Genomic DNA, 18846 nt, shown 5'->3' with positions numbered 1-18846 from the left:
CCTTCGTCCTCGACAACGGCATGCTCGTCGAGGCCGGGACGAAGGAGATGGACGACGACGACTGGTCCTCGGTCACGCTCTCTTCGAGATGGGGTCAGGACCCGAAAGTCATCAGCCACTGTCAGACGTATCGGGACGGCGACCCGGTCGTCACCCGCCAGAAGGCGCCACCGTACTGGGTGCGAAACTACCCGAGAGACCCGCCCGAGGTTGCTCTTCGACTACAGGGAGTCGGCAGCTACCCCGAACACGGGACCGAAGAAGTCGGGTATCTCGCAGTGGGTAACGCGTTGCAGACCGACGCGGTGATGACCGAGGAGACGATGGACGAACAGTGGACGTGGATCGATTTCAATCGGGCGTTCGGTGAGTCACCCGTCACGCTCGCGAGTATCCAGACGTACAACGGGTCCGACGCGGCGACCGTCCGGTTCGACAAGTGGGGGCCCTACGGTGTCACGGCCAGGATAGACGAACCGTACGGAACCTCGTCACCACTCAGACACTCCAACGAGGAGGCAGTTGGGTGCGTGGCACTCGAGCGGGGAGCCATCACCGACACCGACGGGGCCGACATCGGGTTCGCTGGGACCGGTTCGATCCGGTTACCCGAACAGGGCTCGAACTACATCGAGATAGACACGAGTCATCTCGAGAACCCAGTCGCCTTCGCGCAGGTCCTGACGGACAACGGGGGACAATCTTGTCATACGAGGCTGGACTGGGACGGGGGGCGCTCGAAGGTGAAGGTGGCTATCGAGGAATGGGGAGGGTGGAAGTGCGACGATCATCACACCCGCGAAGTGATCGGCTATGTCGTTCTGGAGGCCGGGACCCACCAGTTGGACGACGGGATGCTCGTCCACGTGGACACGCTGGAGACGGATCGGTCGTGGGCGGAGGCGACCTACCCGGAGGCGGTCGCGGACTCCCCGGTCAGGGAGGACCCGCCGATCATCACCCGCTGTCAGACGAAGCAAGGAGGCGATCCGGTCGTGACCCGACAGAGTCGGACACTCGGCGTCAACGACCACTCCTTCTTCGTCCGCTTGCAGGAGGAGGACGAACGGTACAGCACAGGTGACCAAGAGCCGTTCCACGGGGTCGAGCGAATCGGCTATCTCGTCGCTGGCAGCCCCCTCCGTCTGGACGCTGGTCGGGCGGCAAATCGGGTGGACCACACCCGGACGTCGTCTGCACCGATCTCACCGACGCCGACTATCTCGCACTCCAGCGTGGCGAATTGGATCCCGACGACCTCGACGAGGAGTTCCACACGGTCGACGACAGTCCCTCCACCGACACCGAGACTGAGACTGTCGCCGCTACGGTTCCATATGAGAATATGAATCAAAACAATTGTCATATGATAGCGCACCATACGATTCTAACACGTTCGGGCACCGCCGGGGAATGGTCCGCCGTAGTGTTCCAATTTCCAATTCGAGATTCTCGCGGTAGGAAGACTCAATGTGCCGGTTTAGGATAATTAGGACGTGAGTGGGACGCTGTGGGCGACTCTCCGTCCCCCTGCCTGCAAACGCGAGCACACGAGAATAACAACAACTGCGAATGCGGACCACACAGGTTCGCATCGACTCATGTAGGCCCTTCGCGTTCTATTCCCGTGAATAGACTTCTCTCTTGACTGCCGCGCCCTCGACGGATGTGGTATCCCGCACGCGACATCTCGTGTTCGACTGCGAGTGTCCCGGACGAATAGAATTGTTGCGTTTTCAACTAGTACCAGAACCAGGATTGCGAACTGGGTGAACGATATGGCAACATAGATCTTCGATTTGATTGCTGTACATAGAAAATGTGTTAAACAGTCAAACTTATGTTCCTATACGGAACCACGTTATGTCGTACCATGGCAGATGGAGGCAACGACCAGTTGAGATCGACACTGGCATCGACGGACTCGATAGCAGAGGCGTTACAGAACCCAGGCTCCCGGCGGACGTTCCTCAAGGGACTCGGTGGAGCAGGCATCGCCGGTCTGGCAGGGTGTACCGGCGGTGGCGATGACGAGTCGACGGAGACGAGCGAGCCGGGCGGGGACGGTAGCGACGGCTCGGACGACACCTCGACGGACGACAGCGGGTCGTCCGGGGACAATACGCTGCGGCTGAATGCGGTCCAGCGCTTCGGTACCGTCGATCCCGCCAAGGGGACGGACTACACGCAGGTGATGGCGCTGGTGAACCTCTACGACCCGCTCGTGTTCCCCGACAGCGAGGGGAACCTCCAGCCGCACCTGGCCGCGGATTGGTCGGTTTCCGACGACAACAGGACCTACACGTTCGAACTCCGGGACGGCGCGACGTTCCACAGCGGGAACCCGGTCCGCGCGGAGGACGTGAAGTTCTCCGTCGAACGGTTCTTCGACATCAACCAGGGGTACGCGTCCCTGCTGACGGGCGTTCTCTCAAAGGAGAACGTCACGGTCGTCGACGACAGGACCGTCGAGTTCACGCTCGACCGCGTGCACTCGCCGTTCCTCGCGACGCTGGTGCTGTTGTTCGTCGTCGACAAGAAGGCCGTGTTGGAGCACGCCGGCGACGGGGAGTTCGGTGACCGGGGCGACTACGGGCAGGAGTGGCTCAACAGCAACGACGCGGGCTCGGGCCCCTACGAGTTGGCGAGTTTCGAGCGGCAGTCGTCGATCACCTTCTCGAAGTACGACGACTACTGGATGGGGTGGGAGGGGAACCCCTTCGAGACGGTCGAGGTTCGGATCATCACGAAGGACCCCACAGTTCGGTCCCTGATGAAGACTGGCGAGCTCGATATGACCAGCCAGTACCAGAGCCAGGAGACCTACCAGGCCCTCGAACAGGAGGACGGCGTCCGGGTCAAGTCCATTCCCACGGTGACGGTCTTCTATATGAAGATCAACACCCAGATCGAGCCGACGAACGACCCGGCCGTTCGGGAGGCGCTGGCCTACGGGTTCGACTACGAGACGGCCAGAAACGAGATCGCGCCCGGGTCGATGCAGGCACAGGGGCCGCTTGCACCGTCCTTCGGCGCACACGACGACAGCATCGAACAGCCCACGTACGACCCCGAGCGCGCCAGGCAGGTGCTCGCGGACGCTGGCTACGAGGAGGGGGACATCACCATCCAGAACACCTACGTGAAGGACTTCGGGCTCGAGGAGAAGATGGGCCTGCTCTTCCAGCAGAACATGGCCGAGATCGGGATCGACGTCGAACTCAACCCCCAGACGTGGGGGACGATGACCGAGCTCGCGACGAGCGTCGCGAAGACCCCGCACGTCAACCAGGTGTTCTACGGGCCGGTCTACCCCTCGCCGGACACCGTCTTCTACAACCAGTACCACTCGGAGGCGGCCTCGACTTGGATGAGCATGGAACACCTCGAGAACGACACGGTCGACAGCCTCATCGAAGAGGCTCGCTCCACCGTCGACACGGACCAGCGCAATCAGATCTACGCCGATCTCCAGTCCGAACTCGCCGGGCTCTACCCGGACCTGTTCGTGTTCGTCCAGGCGAAGAAGCACGCGTTCGCCGACGAAGTGCAGGGCTACACGTTCCGTCCGGCGATGAGCTTCGATTACTGGTTCCACGACTACACGCACGGATGAAGTACTGGCAGTATCTCGTTCGGAGGCTCGGCGGCGGTGCTGTGAGCCTCCTCGGGCTGTCAATCATCATCTTCGCGGTCTCCCGGGTGCTGCCCGGTAATCCCGCTCGGATGGCGCTGGGCGCGATGGCCAGCGAGGAGCAGGTCCGGGAGCTATCCCGGGAGATGGGGCTCACGAAACCCCTGTGGGCACAGTACGTCGACTACATGCAGGGGTTGCTCACGGGTGAGTTAGGCCGGAGTCTCGAAACCAAGCGAGCGGTGTCGACGGACATCCTCCAGTACCTGCCGGCGACGCTGGAACTGATCACCGTCGCGATGCTGTTCACCATCGTTTTCGGCATCCCGCTGGGCGTCATCGCCGCCCAGAACAAGGACGGCACTGTGGACAACATCACCCGGATGATCGCGTTCGTCAGCGTCTCCGTTCCGGGATTCTTCATCGGGGTGATGTTCCAGCTGATCTTCGGGTACCTGCTGGAGTGGCTCCCGATCACCGGCCGGATCGCGAGTCGATTCACGGTCCAACGCGAGACCGGGTTCCTGCTGGTGGACACCCTGCTCGCCGGGAACCTCGCGGCCCACGGGAACGTGTGGATCCACCTGCTGTTGCCCGGGCTCGCGCTGTCGATGGCCGGGATGGGCCAGGTGATGCGCATCACTCGGTCCTCGATGATCGACGTCCAGGATCAGGACTACGTCGAGGCCGAGCGCGGGTTCGGCCTCCCCAGTTGGCTCGTGACGTACAAGTACACGCTCAAGAACGCGTTCATCCCGACGCTGACCATCCTCGGGTTGTTGTACGCCTCGCTGCTGGGAAACGCCTTCCTCATCGAGGTGGTGTTCTCCTGGCCGGGGCTGGCCCTGTACGGGGTGACGGCCGTGATGAACAACGACTTCAACGCGGTCGTCGGCGTCACGATGACGATCGGGGTCGCGTTCGTCTCGATCAACTTCCTGATCGACGTGCTGCTCGGACGGGTCGACCCCCGCATCCGGCTGCAGGTCGAGGAGGCGACCTGATATGAGCACCGAAACTGCGGATACCGGAGCCGAGGCCACCTCCGGGTCGGTGCTCGATGCCGTCGTCTCCGAACAGCGCCGCGAGCTGTGGGCTCGCGCCTGGAAGCGGTTCATCAGCCGCCCGATGAGCGTCGTCGGCCTCGCGATCATCATCGTCGTCGTCGCCTCGGCTATCCTGGCGCCGTACATCGCGCCGTATCCCCAGCACGCGGGGAAGTTCACCGACTTCGCCAACGCGTTGCAGGGACCGAGCGTCGCACACCCGCTGGGGACCGACCACATCGGTCGGGACATCCTCTCGCGGATCCTCTTCGGGTACCGCCTCTCGCTGATGATGGTCGCCGTCGTGCTGGGCTTCGGCGTTCCCGTCGGCGTCGTTCTGGGGCTGGTAGCCGGCTACTACGGCGGGTGGGTAGAGACGATCATCATGCGGATGACCGACACCGCGCTCGCGCTCCCGCCGCTCGTGATGGCGTTGGCCATCACCTCGGCGCTCCAGCCGACGCTGTGGAACGCGATGCTGGCTATCGCAGCGCTGTGGTGGACCTGGCACACCAGACTCGTCCAGAGTATCGTCTCCAGCGAGCGCAACGAGGAGTACGTCCAGGCCGCCGAGTTGTCCGGGGCGGGACCCGTCCACATCATGTTCCGGGAGATCCTCCCGAACACCCTGTCGCCGATCCTGGTGAAGGTGACCCTGGACGCCGGGTTCGTCATCCTCATCGGCGCCGGGCTGTCGTTCATCGGCGTCGGCGTCCAGCCGCCGCGTCCCGGCCTCGGGACGATGGTGAGTCAGGGGACCGGCTACCTGCCGGATTCCTGGTGGTTCGCCGTCTTCCCCGGCCTGGCCATCTTCGTGTTGGTGATGGGCTTCAACATGCTCGGTGACGGGCTCCGCGACGTCTTCGACGTGGAGGTGAACCGATGAGCCTCCGGGAGCCGGTCGCTGACGATCCGCTCCTCACGGTCGACGACCTCCACGTCGGCTTCGAGTCGTTCGACGGCTTCGCGGACGTCGTCGACGGGGTGAGCCTCTCCGTCGGGAGAGGCGAAGTCGTCACCGTCGCCGGCGAGACGGGCTGCGGGAAGTCCGTGACGATGAAAGCCATCCTGCGACTGCTCAGTGAACCGCCGGCCCGTATCGAGGGCGACATCGTCTTCGACGGGACGCACCTGCGGGACCTCCCACGCAAGGAGTTCAACCGCCTGAAGGGCCGTCGGATGAGCCTGGTCTTTCAGGACCCGATGTCGAGTCTCAACCCGACGTTCACCGTCGGGGAACAGCTCGTCGACACCGCTCAGTTCGGCGGTCGCAGCGACACGGGGGTGCTGGAGTACGCACGCCGGCGCTACCTCGGTTCCGAACGAGCCGAGGCCCGCGAGCGCGCGCTGGAGATGCTCCACGAGGTGCAGATGCCCGACCCCGAGAGCGTGATGGACTCCTACCCGACGCAGCTCTCGGGCGGGATGCGCCAGCGCGTGCTCATCGCGCAGGCGCTGCTGAACGACCCGGATCTCCTCATCGCCGACGAGATCGGCACCGCACTGGACGTCACAATCCACGACCAGATCCTGGATCTGCTCCACGACCTCATCGACGACCACGACCTCAGCGTGTTGATGATCACACACAACCTGGGCGTCGCCAGGCAGGTCAGCGACCGCATCTACGTGATGTACGGCGGGCGCATCGTCGAAACGGCTCCGACGCGGCGGCTGTTCGACGACCCGAAGCATCCCTACACGCAGGGCCTGGTGGCCTCGATCCCTCGGTTGACGGGCGACGCGATGGCCGAGGGCATCGACGGGTCGGTCCCGGAGTACCTGGATCCGCCGACGGGGTGTCGGTTCCACCCACGCTGTCCGTACGCGCACGACGCGTGCCGGAGCGAGCGCCCGGAGATGCTCCCGCTGGACCGCCAAACCGGCGTCGAGTGCGTGCTCTACGACGACATGCAGACGTCACCGTACGAGCAGCCGACGCTGGAAGACACCCGCTCACGAATGGGCACGATCAGTGACAGGGGGTCCGACGAGCCACCCGAGGCCGTGGAATCGAGCGTGATGAACGACGGCACCGATCCGACCGTCTCCGACGGGGCTGGAGGGACCTGAGATGGCAGAGACGCTACTCGAAGTCGACGACCTGGAGAAGTACTTCCCCGTCAAAGGCGGGGTCCTCAAACGGACGATCGGCCACGTGAAGGCCGTCGACGGGGTCTCCTTCGAGATCGAACGCGGCGAGACGATGGCACTCATCGGCGAGTCCGGCAGCGGCAAATCCACCGTGGCCAAGACGATCATCGGGATTCACGAAGCGACCGGCGGGAGCGTCCACTTCGACGGTGAGGACATCACCGACCCGTCGTCCGACCAGCTCGACCGGATGCGGAGCAAGATGCAGATGGTCTTCCAGGACCCGACCTCCAGTCTGAATCCCAGACGCACGGTCGGGAAGTCGATGGAAGTCCCGATGAAGGCCCGTGGGGTGCCCGCCGCGGAACGGGAGGAACGGATCAGCGGGCTCCTCGACCTGGTCGAACTCAACGACGAGTACCTCTACAAGTACCCCCACGAACTCTCCGGGGGGCAGAAACAGCGGATCAACATCGCCCGTGCCATCTCCATCGAGCCGGACCTGCTGTTGCTCGATGAACCGACCAGCGCGCTGGACGTCTCAGTCCAAGCGAAGATCATCGGGCTGCTCGAGGACCTCCAGCGCGAACTGGACCTGACCTACCTGTTCATCACCCACGACCTCTCGCTCGTGCGCAACTTCGCCGACGAGACGGCGGTGATGTACCTCGGACAGATCCAGGAGAAAGGCGACACCGAGGAGGTGTTCCACCACCCGAGACACCCGTACTCTCGGGCGCTCCTGTCGGCGATCCCGGTGACGTCCGAAGAGGAAGAGGCCTACAAACCCCGACGCGAGCCCCTTGAGGGTGAGATCCCGAGTCCGCGGGATATCCCCTCCGGGTGCCGGTTCCGGACCAGGTGTCCCTACGCGACCGACGCCTGTGCCGAAACGGAACCGAGCTTCGTCGAGTCGGACGGCGGACCGCTCGTTCGCTGTCACATCTACGACGACGCGTATCGGGGGGAGTTCGACGAGGTACCCGACGTGACCGCCGTCGCCGACGGCGGCAGTCGAGGCGATGAGAACCCGCGAGAACGGACAGCCGAGAGGAAGCGGGCCGAGCGAACGGAGCGTGCCCGCGGACCGACCCACGACGATACGGAGCCACCCGAACAATGACAGAACAGATCACGACAGACAACCTCGACGACTTCGCCACCGGTGCGACCGTCCTCGGGACGGGCGGCGGCGGCGACCCGTACGTCGGGAAGCTGATGGCCGAACAGGCGATCGAGAACCACGGCCCGGTCGAGTTGCTCGACCCGAGCGACGTCCCCGCGGACGCTCTGGTCGTGCCGAGCGCCATGCTCGGCGCGCCGACCGTGATGGTCGAGAAGATGCCCCGCGGTACGGAGTCGCTGGCCGCGTTCGAATCGCTCGAACGGGGCATCGGACAGGAGGCCTTCGCCACGATGAGCATCGAGGCGGGCGGCCTCAACAGTACGGTCCCCATCGCTGTGGCCGCCCAGCTGGACCTGCCGCTGGTCGACGCCGACGGCATGGGCCGGGCGTTCCCCGAGGTGCAGATGGTGACGCTCACGATGGGCGGGATCTCGGCCACGCCGATGAGCATCGCCGACGAGAAGGGCAACTCGGTCTACCTCGAGACGGTCAGCAACGACTGGGCCGAGCAGTTCGCACGGACCACCAGCATCGAGATGGGCGGGTCGTGTATGATCGCGACCTACGCGCACACGGGCGAGCAACTGCGCGAGCACGCCATCCTGCGGTCGATGTCGCTTGCGCGCGACATCGGAGAGACGATCCGGACCGCGAACGACCGCTCCGTCGACCCGGTCGACGAGTTGCTGGCGTTGACGGACGGGTACGCGCTGTTCCGGGGCAAGGTTACCGACGTCGAGCGTCGGACCGAAGGCGGGTTCGCCGTCGGTGAAGCGACCGTCGAAGGGCTCGACGGCTACGACGGTCGGGAGCTGACCCTGGAATTCCAGAACGAACACCTGGTCGCCCGCGACTCCGAAGCGGGCGTCGTCGCCAGCGTCCCCGACCTGATCACGGTCCTGGACGCCGAGACGGCCGACCCTATCACCACCGAGGGCCTGACCTACGGGCAGCGTGTCCAGGTGGTCGGCATGCCCTGCTCGGAGAAGTGGCGTACAGACGCGGGCCTGGAACTCGTCGGCCCGCAGTACTTCGAGTACGACATCGAGTACACACCGATCGAACAACTCCACAAATGACAGCTTACAGACTCGGTATCGACGTCGGCGGCACCAACACGGACGCCGTCGTCCTCGACGACGAAGACGAACCGATCGCGAAGACCAAGACTCCCACGACCGAGGACATCTCCTCGGGGATCGTCAACGCGCTCGATGACGTCCTCAGCGAGAGCGACGTCGGCGCCGACGACCTGGACTCGGTGATGCTCGGGACGACGCACGCGACCAACGCCATCGCGGAACGGCGGGGGCTCAACGAGGTCGGAGTGCTCCGTCTCGGCGCGCCCGCCACCGAGAGTATTCGGCCCCTCCTGGAGTGGCCGGACGACCTGGCCGACGCCATCGGCGACAACGTCGCGATCCTCGACGGCGGCCACGAGTTCGACGGCAGAGAGCTCAACGACCTCGACGAGGGGCAAGTCCGTGAGCAGATCCGCGAGTTCAGCGACGTCGACGCCTTCGCGGTCACGAGCGTGTTCTCCCCGGTTCGAGACGACCACGAGGAGCGCGTCGCCGAGCTGATCCGTGAGGAGATCTCCGAGGACGTTCCCATCTCGTTGTCCAGCCAGATCGGGAGTGTCGGCCTGCTGGAGCGGGAGAACGCGACGACGATGAACGCCGCGTTGACCAGCGTGGCCGCGGAGGCCGCACAGGCGTTCCTCGATGCGATGGAGGAGCGGGACGTCGACGCCGACCTGTTCTTCGGGCAAAACGACGGGACCCTCATGTCCGTCGAGTACGCCCTGGAGTATCCCATCTTCACAGTCGCGTCCGGCCCGTCGAACTCGGTCCGGGGCGCCGCCTACCTCTCCGGGATCGAAGACGGCATCATCGTCGATGTCGGCGGGACGACCACCGACGTGGGGGCGGTCACCGACGGCTTCCCGCGCGAGTCCAGCGTCGCCGTCGAGATCGGTGACGTGAAGACGAACTTCCGGATGCCGGATCTCATCAGCATCGGTATCGGCGGCGGGTCACACGTCGCCCACGACGACGACGGCGTCACGGTCGGTCCGTCGAGCGTCGGGTACCGGCTCACCGAGGACGCGCTCTCGTTCGGCGGCGCCACGCTGACAGCGACGGATCTCGAGGTTTCCGCGGGGACGATCGACATCGGCACCCACACGCCCGACGTCGACCCGGAGACGGTCAAACAGGCGCGGGCGTACGTCCGCTCGGAGGTCGAACGCGCGGTCGACCGGATGAAGACCAGTCCGGAGCCGGTACCGGTCGTCGTCGTCGGCGGCGGGAGCATCCTCGTCCCGTCCGACCTCGAGGGAGCGAGCGAGGTGTACAAGCCGTCGCACTACGAGGTAGCCAACGCCGTCGGCGTGGCGATCGCACAGGTCTCCGGCGAGGTCGACCGGATCTACAGCCTCGACGACCAGAGCCGGGACGAGGCACTCGACGACGCCAAGAGCGAAGCCGTCTCCAAGGCGGTCAAGGCAGGTGCCGACGAGGGAACGGTCGACATCGTCGATATCGAGGAGGTACCGCTGTCGTACTTGCCCGGCAACGCAGTGCGCATGAAAGTCAAGGCCGCCGGGGAACTCGATCACTGATGCGGGTCGGAACCGACGAACTCGCGGACATCGCGCTCGGGGCGACCGTCCTCGGGACGGGTGGGGGTGGCGATCCCCACGTCGGGCGCTTGGTGGCCGAGCAGGCGATCGAGGACTGTGGCCCGGTCGAGATGGTTCACCCCGGCGAGGTGGACGACGACGAACTCGTCCTCGTTTCCGCCCAGATGGGTGCTCCCACTGTCGCAGTGGAGAAGCTGCCCGGCGGGCACGAGCCGGTCACCTCCGTCGAGCGGGTCGAGAAGGAACTCGGTCGGACGGCCGATTACGCGATGCCGATGGAGTGTGGCGGCATCAACTCCACGTTCCCCTTCGCCGTGGCGGCGCGGAAGGGCATCCCGCTGGTGGACGCCGACGGCATGGGGCGAGCCTTTCCCGAACTCCAGCACGAGACGTTCAACGTCTACGGCGTCGACGGGACACCGGCGGCTGTCGGAGACGAACACGGCAACACCACCCTCCTCGAGACCGATACGAACGAGCGGCTCGAATGGCTCGCTCGGGGGATCACCATCCGAATGGGTGGCGTCGCGTACGTGACCGACTACCCGATGTCCGGCCGGGAAGTGAACGACACGGCCATCCACGGGACGATGTCGCTCGCGATGGACATCGGCCGGGCGATCCGAACCGCCGACTCCGATCCCGTCGCGGCGATACGGTCGGCGACGGCGAACTCCATCTACGGAGACGCTCGGACGCTCTTCGAGGGGAAGATCGTCGACGTGCGCCGCCGGACCGAGGGCGGGTTCGTCGTCGGGACAGTCGAGATCGACGGACTCGGTCCCGACGACGGGACCGAGATGACGATCGAGTTCCAGAACGAGAACCTCGGAGCCCGTGTTCGAGCGGCCGGCAGCGACGACCCCGGGGAGTGGGTCGCGACCGTCCCGGATCTCATCACCGTCCTCGACCGCGAGACGGGCGACCCGGTCAGGACCGAAGCCCTGCGATACGGAGCGCGGGTTCAGGTACTGGGGATTCCGACGCCGGAGATCATGCGCACGGACGCGGCCCTCGACGTCTGGGGCCCCGAGACGTTCGGCCTGGATACGCAGTTCGTTCCACTTGCACGATGAATTTCGACGCACCACCGCTGGAGACGGTAACGATCGACGATCTGGAAGCGCTCGGCGTGGGCGCCGGGATACTCGGAACGGGCGGGGGCGGGCACCCACGCGTGGGGAAGCTCCGTCTCCGGACGATCTTCGAGGACCCGACGTATCCCGACGCGGTCGAGGTGATCCGTCCCGAGGACCTGTCCGCGGATGCAACCGTCGCCAGCGTCGGCGGGATGGGTGCTCCGACCATCGGCGTCGAGAAGTTCCCGAACGGCCGGGAAGAGATCCGGTCGCTGGATGCGATAGAGACCGCAAGCGGGCGAACTGTCGATGCGCTCATCCCGGGCGAGATCGGCGGGGTCAACAGCATCGTGCCGCTGTGTGTCGGGGCGATGACCGGATTGCCCGTCCTGGATGCCGACGGGATGGGCCGCGCCTTCCCCGAGTTACAGATGGATACGTTCTTCATCTACGGCCATCCCGTCAACTACGCCGCGATCAGCGACGAGCGGGGCAACACGATCACGTACCAGGACGTCGACAGCGCCGAACGCCTGGAATCGTTCGCCCGTGCAGCGACCGTCGACATGGGCGGCCGAGCGGGCTACGCGTTCCCCTTGATGGACGGCTCCTTCGTCGCTGACTACAGCATCCTGGACACGCTGTCGCTGGCGCACGAGCTCGGGACGGCGGTGCTTGCCGCTCAGACCGATGGCCGCGATCCCATCGAAACCGCGTGCGAGGTGGTCGGGGGGACACAGCTGTTCACCGGGAAGGTGACAGACGTGTACCGCCGGAACGAGGCCGGGTTCGCGAACGGAGAGGTCACGCTGGCGGAACTTGACGGGACAGAGGACATCACGATCGAGTTCCAAAACGAGTTCCTCGTTGCCCGCAACGACGAGGGGGACGTGCTGGCATCGGTCCCCGACCTCATCTGTCTCGTCGACAAGGATACCGGCCTCCCGATCACGACTGATGCACTCCGGTACGGACAGCGGGTGACAGTACTGGGCGTGCCGGCACCGGCGTTACTCCGGACCGATGACGCACTCGACGTCATCGGCCCGGAGGCGTTCGGCTACGACCTCACGTACGAACCGCTGCGGGTGGAGTGATGCGGGTCACTGTCCGAATCGGTGGAAACGATGCAGCCAAGGTTCCGGAACCATGGGATCCGACAATATGAGCGGGACGACCACAACGGACACCGACACTGATCAACCCGCGGCCGACACCCCGGAGGCCATCCTCCGTGCACATCTCGATGACCACGACTACCAGATATTCGAGGCACTGAACGAGGACGGCAGGATGTCCGACACGGAGTTGGCAGACCGGGTCGGCCTCTCCCGAACGGCGGTCCGACGACGACGGGAGAACCTGACCGACTCCGGTATCCTAGAGATATTGGCGGTTATCGTCCTCCAGGAGGCAGATCTCGCATACGCTGATGTTCGTGTATCGGTGGACCAAAGTGTCGACCGGACCGAGCGGGACGAGCTCATCGAGCGCCTGATAGACGCCGAGCTGGTATACTCGGTCGACTCCTGCCTGGGAGATTATGACCTGTTCGTTCGCACCTGGCATAGCACGCTCAACGACGTGAAATCGTATGTGTGGGACCTACTCGACGACGATCCGGCTGTCGATGCGTACGACATTACCCCCGTCGTGAAAACCTGGAAGGCTTGGAATCGGAAACTGGACCGGCCGACTGAGGACTGAGAAGATCACTCGGCTTCCTCGGGAGCTATCGCTATCCTATCGCGCCAATACATCGGTAGTCAGGCACGAGACCCCCCTACCCGGATGGAAGACCTGTTAGAGATTCCAACGCTCGATACAGTTTAGCTAGACGACAACGAGGCTCAATCGCCTCGGATGGCCCCTCCTTGTCGAGTTCTGGGCCCGATGTACCGGTCACACAGGTCAACGAGGACGGGACGACGCTCAACGCCGAGTGGGTCGACCTCGAAGATACGACGACTGCGGATATCGGTTTGACGGGTTGGACCGTCGCGGAAGAAGCCGGACACAAGAATCAAGTCACCGATATCTACATACTCACAGCCGGCGGGACTGGGAGACTCCATACCGGCGACGGAACCGATTCGAATTCGAATGGCGATATCTGCTTCGTCAACCGTCCACGTCGCATCATTGGTACGACAGTTCACCGTCTCTCCAGAGATGGCTCAGGTAGCCGATAACAAACGCAGCGCCCCACATAGTCCCGATCTCTGGACTTGATGACATGTGAGTCGTCCAGAGGAGACACGTGATATACGCTCCAAATACGGTCCCGAACAGGATCCCCACGCGTGCCGTATGCACGATTCCCCGATGAGGTGGACGGAGCTTCGGAATACTCTCTCTCGTCGTATACCACGTGCTTACGGCTGCGACACCCGAAACAACACCTAGCGCGTACGTGTCACTCACATTCGTCTGTGTAAATCCGTCCTGTAGTACCCCAGTCGCCAGGACAGACGCCCATAGAACCGAGCCTCCGACCAGAACAGGCAGCCAGCGGTGGGCCAAATTGTATGCGTGCGACGAGGGATGATCGACGTCCGGCGCGATCCCACCCACCAGCGTCGCTGGAAGAGCAGTGAGCGCATACGAGACGGCGAGTGGCCATGCGACGACTGTCGCCAGGACGTACGCACCGGCCGGGAGAACCACGATACAGTGGACGGCACCGGCAACACGAAGATGCGTTCCAATGGATGGCATTGGTCGGTGTTCTGAGGTTACTCGAGCGAGATTTCGAGATGGACGTCGTCCTCGTCAGATTCAGTCTCAGTGGACGAAACCGAGGACGACCCACCGTCACCGTGATCGTCCCGATCCTCCCCGGTGGACTCGCCGAGTTGCGCGCGGAGGTCCTGGACAAGTTGGCGGGCCTCACTACTCACTACCGCACCGGAGAGGTCACGTGCGATGCTCCGGAGTCGCGCCCGCTTACGGCGCCAGATAATCCCAGTCGCAAGCCCCGTCAAGAGGACGCCGGCCACGGCGCCCCCGATAGCGTAGACTGCGTCGGGAACAGTGCCAGTTGAGACGATCCCCACCTCACTGTCGGACACAGCAGGCGCTACCGTCCGTTGTTGAGTGACGATCTCGTTGTTGTTCTGGTACTGGACCGTAGTTTCGACGATCGCGAGGGGCTCCCCCTCCGGAACCAGCTTCTTCGGGTACACTCGGAGTTCGATGGTCGCCGACTCGCCGGTTCCCAGTCGGTCGATCTCGAACCTCATCGCTCGGTCCTCGACCCGTGAGATGACCTGTCGGCCGTCGGTGGTGCTTTGGGAGGTTTCGACGCTACTCGTACTGATGAAGGCCCCCTCGGTGGCCGAGATGTCGATAGTACTCCGATTGAGTGCTCGCTTCGACGGAGAGAGCGTGATACGGACCACAAACACGTGATCTGCACTCGTGGTTGTTCCGTTGTATTCTGAGTCGATGGTGATGGGGGCCTCGGAATCAGCAGTGACTGCCATCCCCGATCCGACGCCGAGTGCCAGGATGACGGTGATACCGATGACTCCAACGAGCACTCCGAGGAGGAGTGCTCGACGCCGCGTCAAGGTTGGCCGTCTGTCTCTACTCATGAGTCTGAGTCGGTGGTGGTGTCAGTGCTATCCGGCTGTGGTTCCAGCCCCAGCAGTTCGTGATACGCCACGGATTCACGCAGGTCCACATCGAGCCCCACAAGGTCGGAGACGCCATCCCGAATCGCATCCGCACCGACGGGATGGAGGAAATTCTCGAAGTGGATGTCGCCGTACTCGACCAGGATGGTGAGTTCATCCGTCGACTGATGCGTGATCCGTTTGGGAGCCAGGCTGAACTCGGAGTTCGCCGTCGCAGTCACGGAATCGCTTGCAGCGGCGTTGGCCCAAAGCGGGTCCATGGCGTCGTCGCTCGCAAACACGATGGGCCGTCCGCGGGCGGGCGACCGAGCCCCCGATTCCGTCATCAACTTATCGTCGAGCGGAGCACTCCCTTCCTCCGCCCGAAGCGCCGTGTTGAGGTTGGCAGCGGCCCGGTCCTGGTCGATCACGCCTTCCCGGACTAACTTCGCGAGTCCGGGCGACCCCTCGAACATCGACGGGTCCAGCTGCTCCGGGTCGACAACCGGGAACGTAACCGAGCGGCCCATACTCGGATTGAGCAACTCCGAGCGGAGGCGCTCACTCCGGGAGCGGGCCTTCCGGAGCTTCGTCTCCGTCGACTCAATGCGCGTCTGGACCGACTGGAAGTCGCCGTGGAATGTCTCGAGGACCTCCCGAAGGGATTCACGAGCGGTCACGAGTCGCTCCTGAGTCGACTCGAGCGCCTCCACGATCCGCCTGTGTTCGGCGTTGAGCCGGTCCAGCCGCTCGAGCGTCTGCTCCGTGTTCGCGATCTTCTGTTTCAGCGTCGAGCGCTCCCCGTAGTCGACGATCGGCGTCGTCGCGTCCAGCTTCGATCGGAGCGTGGACAGTCGGTCCTTGAGGAAAGGACGGACGATCTCCGAGTACAGGACTCTCACTGGTGCGGTCTGGTCGAAGGCCCCGTTGAACTGTTCCAGGGCGTCAATGTGGGAGTCCACGAAGTCACGGACTGCTTCGGGGAAGGCGTGATCCTCCCGCGTCTCGGCTAAGGTGTCGACGATGGCCGAGAGCGTGACGGCCGCGATCAGCTCGTTCGCCGGGACAGCATCGTGGAACTTGTCGGTGAGCTGGATCTGAACCGTCTCGACGCGGTCCTCGATCAGTTCCTCGGATACCTGTCCGGGGGTAATGCTGTTGGCGGTCTTGAGCGCGAGTTCATGCGCCTGGCGTGGCGGGGTGCGGTTCCCGCCGTCAGCCTCGACAGGCTCACCCTCTTCGGTATCCAACTGTGCCGTCGCCACCTCGGACTCATCGAGATTCAGGTCGATGTTGGCTAGCGACTGGAGGCGCTGGATCTGCTGAGCCGCGTCCCGGTAGTTGTCACGCGTGGACGTGAGCTGCTCCAGCGTCGTCTCGCGGGACTCGATCCGACGCCGCTCCTCGAACAGCTCGTTGATGACGTCCGTCGGGGCCTCGAAGGTCACAGCACGGGCCTCGAAGAAGGTGCTGTTCAGGTCGTCCGCCGCGTTCTCGACGTCATCCTGCTCGAGGTCTTGTCGCATCCAGCGGTAGGCGATCGCCGCTGCAGTCCGATTGACGCCCCGCCGGTAGGCCTCGACGTCACCGTCGTGGTTTTGGACGTACCTGACGAGGTAGACACCGTCGAACGGGTTCTCCTCGATGGTGTAGGAGTCGCGCCGGATGGTTGCACCCTCCTGTGCCGACACGAGCGGAATCTCGAGGGGATACGAGGCGTCCCCCTGTCCGGCCATCGCCCGGAGTTCGGACAGCAGCGCGGCGGTGTTTGACAGGTATCGCGGCTTGACATCCGGGACCGGCCCGTTGCTGACGGTGTTATCGACGGTGGCCACACTCACGATCCCCCACAGGTGGAAGTTCACCGAACTTAGCGCACCGTCGGCGCTGAGCTCGTCAGTGATGGTGTCGACCATCGCCGAGATCATCGGAATCCCTCCACTGCCGGTTCCCCCTCCGGCACCCGCCGTGAGGATGACGTTCGCCGCGTCGGGGCCCTTGATACTCTGGTCCTGAAGGAACTCCTTCATGAACCGAGTGATCCGGGTCTCGATGAACCCCTCGAGCCGGCTGATGTTCTCGACGGTGTCCAGGTAGTATCGTGCGACCTCTCGCCAGCGCTTGGCACCCATGATGTCCCGGATCTCCCGTCCGGCACTCACGTACGCTCGTGCCTCGCGGTCTCGTTCGATGTGTTCGGTACCCGGCTTTTCGAGACGGAAGGTTCTGATCCCGTCCGCGTCGTGTTCGGGAAACTCGCTTCGGCTGTTGATCCAGATGACGAGGAGCTGGTCCGCCACGCCCTCCTTTTTCGCCTTGTGGTAGATCTCTCGGGCATCGCGGATGCCGCTGTCTCCGATCGCGATTACGATAGTCGGCGTGGTGTCGAGTCGGGACTTGTGAGTGGTCGTGCTCATGGGATGGTGGTGGGTATCGCTGCTTCGGTCGGGTTGCTCGGTCCGGATTCCTCAGCGGAGTCTTCCCCGTGCTGGGTGCGTTGCATGACCTGGCTTCCTCACGCTACCCTTGCCGCGAGTTCCGTGAGGTGGTTTCCCTCAAGAGAGAGTTGAGCAAATATTCAAACTGACCAGTAATACTGTGCAGTCATACTGTCTATAATAACTGAACACACAGCCAGACCCGTATTTGAGCTGCAATTAAGAACCCTGTTCACTTCTCTTGGGCAGTATTACTGAACAACGTGTGTAGGAAGTGTAACTGAGAGAACACACTGAAGAGCCCGTTTGAACAAATACTGTCGCCCAGAATTGTGGCTAATAGTATTGCGGGACAATCAGGAGGTGAGGACAAGGTAGGCTACCCTGGCAATCAGACAACAGAAGGATGACGGACCACCAGCCAGAACTGGAAGACACCCTTACTGAATCGGGCCTCGAGCACATCGTTCGCGCAGTCAGGTGGTGTCTGGTTAATCGACAGTCGTTGACCCAGACGCTCACCGCCCTTCGTGAACAGCAGCTGCGGGGCGAGCACGTGCAGTCAGAACTATCAGAGGTCTATGGGAACTGTCCTCCCCTGGTAACGGTCGCGTTTGTGACCGACCAGCATGACATCAGAACGGTGATAGATGCGGCTGTGGGGGCAGATCTTCTCACAGAGAAAGCTGGAGAACGATTTCTGACGTGGTGGGCAGAGATGAAGTGGATCGCCGACGGGCTCGAGGCGTTCCTCGATGAACGTGCCCATCGGCCGAATAAGCCTTGGACAGAAACGCAGATCGAATTCCGACGGTCAGATGGACGACTCGTCGCCACCCATTCGGTGAATTATGGGGTCGACTCGGTACATGAAACGCAGGCGCCTGTCGAAGATCTGTTCGATGAGTGCGTCTGGCGGTTGGATACGATCACTGACCGAATCCAGCAAGAGGTGAAAGAGGGCGATCAGGAGATCTCTCAACGACTTCTGGAGGAGATTCACTCGCATGCGGAGACGATCGCAGAGATAGCTGAGACGCTCGAGGACTGGCCAACCTCCAGTGAATCGACTGAGTCTGTATCCCAGTCTGATAACAATAGTACGGAGGATTTTGAGGAGTTGTTGGACTCTGTCGAAACCAACGATGACCGAGAGTTAGCGGACCAG

General features: G+C 63.4%; 16 protein-coding genes. 13 read left to right on the top strand and 3 right to left on the bottom strand.

Annotation, left to right across the window (positions count from 1 at the left end; genetic code table 11):
• Positions 1-20 precede the first annotated feature (20 nt).
• The 12 genes from ACQUQ1_RS09995 to ACQUQ1_RS09940 all read left to right on the top strand — a co-directional run bounded on the left by ACQUQ1_RS09995 (position 21) and on the right by ACQUQ1_RS09940 (position 13815).
• Entirely contained in the window at positions 21-1349 is a 1329-nt protein-coding gene (locus ACQUQ1_RS09995) for a hypothetical protein (protein WP_435064146.1), read from the top strand.
• A 524-nt stretch (positions 1350-1873) separates the two neighbouring features.
• On the top strand, positions 1874-3616 hold the full coding sequence (locus ACQUQ1_RS09990; RefSeq protein ID WP_435064145.1) for an ABC transporter substrate-binding protein: 1743 nt from the start codon (positions 1874-1876) through the stop codon (positions 3614-3616).
• Positions 3613-4638, top strand: a complete 1026-nt coding sequence (locus ACQUQ1_RS09985; protein WP_435064144.1) for an ABC transporter permease — start codon at positions 3613-3615, stop codon at positions 4636-4638. The genes ACQUQ1_RS09990 and ACQUQ1_RS09985 overlap by 4 nt, the downstream gene beginning before the upstream one ends.
• Position 4639: 1 nt before the next feature.
• Entirely contained in the window at positions 4640-5566 is a 927-nt protein-coding gene (locus ACQUQ1_RS09980) for an ABC transporter permease (RefSeq protein ID WP_435064143.1), read from the top strand.
• Positions 5563-6753, top strand: a complete 1191-nt coding sequence (locus ACQUQ1_RS09975) for an ABC transporter ATP-binding protein (RefSeq protein WP_435064142.1) — start codon at positions 5563-5565, stop codon at positions 6751-6753. Before ACQUQ1_RS09980 ends, ACQUQ1_RS09975 begins: the two co-directional genes overlap by 4 nt.
• Position 6754: 1 nt before the next feature.
• Positions 6755-7897 (top strand): ABC transporter ATP-binding protein, encoded by a 1143-nt coding sequence (locus ACQUQ1_RS09970; RefSeq protein WP_435064141.1) that lies wholly within the window; start codon positions 6755-6757, stop codon positions 7895-7897.
• Positions 7894-8979 carry a DUF917 domain-containing protein gene (locus tag ACQUQ1_RS09965; RefSeq protein WP_435064140.1) on the top strand — a complete coding sequence of 362 codons (1086 nt, stop codon included), beginning with the start codon at positions 7894-7896 and terminating at the stop codon, positions 8977-8979. The genes ACQUQ1_RS09970 and ACQUQ1_RS09965 overlap by 4 nt, the downstream gene beginning before the upstream one ends.
• Complete coding sequence (locus tag ACQUQ1_RS09960; protein ID WP_435064139.1) at positions 8976-10523, top strand: hydantoinase/oxoprolinase N-terminal domain-containing protein; 1548 nt, start codon at positions 8976-8978, stop codon at positions 10521-10523. The genes ACQUQ1_RS09965 and ACQUQ1_RS09960 overlap by 4 nt, the downstream gene beginning before the upstream one ends.
• On the top strand, positions 10523-11620 hold the full coding sequence (locus ACQUQ1_RS09955) for a DUF917 domain-containing protein (protein WP_435064138.1): 1098 nt from the start codon (positions 10523-10525) through the stop codon (positions 11618-11620). Before ACQUQ1_RS09960 ends, ACQUQ1_RS09955 begins: the two co-directional genes overlap by 1 nt.
• The gene (locus tag ACQUQ1_RS09950) at positions 11617-12720 is read left to right on the top strand and encodes a DUF917 domain-containing protein (protein ID WP_435064137.1); all 1104 of its coding nucleotides are present in this window, start codon (positions 11617-11619) and stop codon (positions 12718-12720) included. Before ACQUQ1_RS09955 ends, ACQUQ1_RS09950 begins: the two co-directional genes overlap by 4 nt.
• A 67-nt stretch (positions 12721-12787) precedes the next feature.
• Positions 12788-13330 (top strand): Lrp/AsnC family transcriptional regulator, encoded by a 543-nt coding sequence (locus tag ACQUQ1_RS09945; protein WP_435064136.1) that lies wholly within the window; start codon positions 12788-12790, stop codon positions 13328-13330.
• 167 nt (positions 13331-13497) lie between these two features.
• The gene (locus ACQUQ1_RS09940; RefSeq protein ID WP_435064135.1) at positions 13498-13815 is read left to right on the top strand and encodes a lamin tail domain-containing protein; all 318 of its coding nucleotides are present in this window, start codon (positions 13498-13500) and stop codon (positions 13813-13815) included.
• Here ACQUQ1_RS09940 and ACQUQ1_RS09935 read toward each other — a convergent pair.
• From ACQUQ1_RS09935 to ACQUQ1_RS09925, 3 genes are read right to left on the bottom strand one after another with little or no spacing between them, the layout of a single operon-like run.
• Positions 13763-14341, bottom strand: coding sequence for a hypothetical protein (locus ACQUQ1_RS09935; protein ID WP_435064134.1), 579 nt, complete (start codon positions 14339-14341; stop codon positions 13763-13765). The genes ACQUQ1_RS09940 and ACQUQ1_RS09935 overlap by 53 nt on opposite strands.
• A gap of 17 nt (positions 14342-14358) precedes the next feature.
• Positions 14359-15165, bottom strand: a complete 807-nt coding sequence (locus ACQUQ1_RS09930) for a hypothetical protein (protein WP_435064133.1) — start codon at positions 15163-15165, stop codon at positions 14359-14361.
• A 50-nt stretch (positions 15166-15215) separates the two neighbouring features.
• Positions 15216-17657, bottom strand: coding sequence for a tubulin-like doman-containing protein (locus tag ACQUQ1_RS09925; protein ID WP_435064132.1), 2442 nt, complete (start codon positions 17655-17657; stop codon positions 15216-15218).
• Between the two features lie 427 nt (positions 17658-18084).
• Between ACQUQ1_RS09925 and ACQUQ1_RS09920 the strand changes: the two genes are divergently transcribed.
• Positions 18085-18846, top strand: a 762-nt coding sequence (locus tag ACQUQ1_RS09920; protein ID WP_435064131.1) for a hypothetical protein, incomplete at its 3' end; no start/stop codon positions are given.

Origin of the sequence: Halobaculum sp. EA56 (genome assembly GCF_051195075.1) — an archaeon.
Taxonomy (GTDB): domain Archaea; phylum Halobacteriota; class Halobacteria; order Halobacteriales; family Haloferacaceae; genus Halobaculum.
Note: the sequence above shows the minus strand (reverse complement) of the source record. Positions and strands in the feature narration are given on the sequence as shown.